Here is a 2,038-nt window from a genome sequence, read left to right on the forward strand (position 1 = left end):
TAAAGAAATATCTCCAGTTGATTTAACGGAATTAATGAAATCGACTTTAAGAGAAAATGAAAAACAATTACAAAAGCAAATAGAATTTTGGCAGACAAAAGGTAAGAAGCTATTTTAAAAATGGCTACCATTTGACTCCCTTTTAGCTCCCAAATGGCTCCATAAAAAGGGAGCTATTTGGGAGCTATTTTTGATTTTATGTAGCCATTTGGGAGTCATTTTTGATTTTGGGTAGCTATTCGGTAGCTTTTGTGTAGTCGTTCGGGAGTCATATAACAATTTTTATCGCATAAATAGGAATCCCATTTGACACTGTCAAATCAATATTTTGCACAGAAACGGCTACCGAATGGCTACATACGGAGACATTTCTGTGTAGGATTCCTCTTATGCTCTTTTAAAATATTTTAAAATATAAAAGTTACATTATACACCTATTTTTTTCAGGTTTTAGCTTTTTATTGAGAAGGATAATTAAAATAAAAAAACATATTTTTTTCTGAAAGTGTTGAGAAATAAATTTTAAAATGATTTATAGCCTCTCTGTTGAACAAAAAAAGTTTTTAGTCATTTTTATACGTGGAATGATTAAATGTCCTAGAAAGGGCTTAAAATGCAAAATAAAAAGACTACTCATTTTTTGAGTAGTCTATCTGTAGGATAGTTTTTGATATTCTAAATGAAAAGGAGTAATACATAAATCATTTTGTATACATGGGATAATACAAGGTTTAATGCATGGGATAAAAAAGGATATGATTTCACTTTTAAAAAGGGTATTTGAATAATAGAATTGTATTGTAGACATTGATTATTTAGGAGGAATAGAAAATGAGCGAAGAAAAATTCGAACAAGCAAAAGGAAATATCAAAGAGACTATTGGAGATGCTACTGATAATAAGGATTTAAAAGCAGAAGGTAAAGGAGATAAAGCTTCTGGTAAAGCCAAAGAAGTAGTAGATGATGTTAAAGATAAAGCTAATGACTTGATTGATAAAGTTAAAGGAGATAAAAACTAAATAAAAATTAAAACGTCTTAAGTATTATTATGTAGCATACTTGGGACGTTTTTTATTTAAAGTGAATAAAAATAAATAATAAGACACGCATTTATGCCGAGAAAATTTATTGATGTTGAGAAGAACCCTTAACTAAACTTGGAGACGAATGTCGGCATAGCGTGAGCTATTAAGCCGACCATTCGACAAGTTTTGGGATTGTTAAGGGTTCCGAGGCTCAACGTCAATAAAGCAATTGGAATAAAGCAACAAAAGGAGTTGAAGAAAATGAGTGAGAAAACTAAGAAAAGCATTCGTATAGCATTATCTTTTGCACAAGTAGTAGTACAGTCATTTATAGTTTATTATGCTTACAAGCAATATAAATTATCTAAAGAAAATTAATTTTTGATTATGTAATAAGTTTTGGTACTAAAAAAGACTTGATCTGATTAGACCAAGCCTTTTGATAGTGTTATATTAATAAACAAATAAAAAGAAGTCGCTCACCCACCGACCAAAGTTTGTGAACGACAATCCAAAAAGAAAACATGAGTTGTTTTTTATGAATTTGTATATTTAAATACTAAACGATATTTAAATATACATCAAGATAAATATTCGGGTGGGCGACTTCTTAAATTAAATTAAGGAGTCGATTTTTTATGAGTAGAAAAGAGCAAGAAATTCATTCAAAGCAAAGCACATTACAAGAAGTTACAAATTACACCTCAACCGGATACTCTAATAGCCGGTTAGGAGTGCATTCTGTGCACCCACAAAATCCTAAATTAAGTTTTGACGCTATGACAATAGTTGGAAATCTCAGTCGTGACAACGCTCAAAAGCTATCGTCATTTATGAGTATCGAACCACAAATTCGACTTTGGGATATACTACAAACGAAATTTAAAGCTAAAGCACTGCAGGAAAAAGTTTATATCGAATACGACAAAGTAAAAGCAGATACATGGGATAGACGTAATATGCGTGTTGAATTTAATCCGAATAAACTTACGCATGAAGAAATGCTTTGGTT

At 30.8% G+C, this 2,038-nt stretch carries 1 protein-coding gene and 2 pseudogenes; all 3 read left to right on the forward strand.

The features are described 5' to 3' along the window. A pseudogene (locus AB0K82_RS44425) lies at nt 1–118 on the forward strand (replication initiation protein); the annotation flags it as partial. A 713-nt stretch (nt 119–831) separates the two neighbouring features. After that, nucleotides 832–1,020, forward strand: a complete 189-nt coding sequence (locus AB0K82_RS44430) for a CsbD family protein (RefSeq protein WP_002440614.1) — start codon at nt 832–834, stop codon at nt 1,018–1,020. Nucleotides 1,021–1,664: 644 nt separating this feature from the next. Then, nucleotides 1,665–2,038, forward strand: a pseudogene (locus AB0K82_RS44435) (replication initiation protein); the annotation flags it as partial.

This window comes from Actinoallomurus sp. NPDC052274, from assembly GCF_040679475.1.
Classification (GTDB): domain Bacteria; phylum Actinomycetota; class Actinomycetes; order Streptosporangiales; family Streptosporangiaceae; genus Actinoallomurus; species Actinoallomurus liliacearum.

Bases quoted from the DNA above. Each gene is read 5' to 3' on its own strand.
- AB0K82_RS44430 (WP_002440614.1), top strand. From the start codon at position 832: ATGAGCGAAGAAAAATTCGAACAAGCAAAAGGAAATATCAAAGAGACT.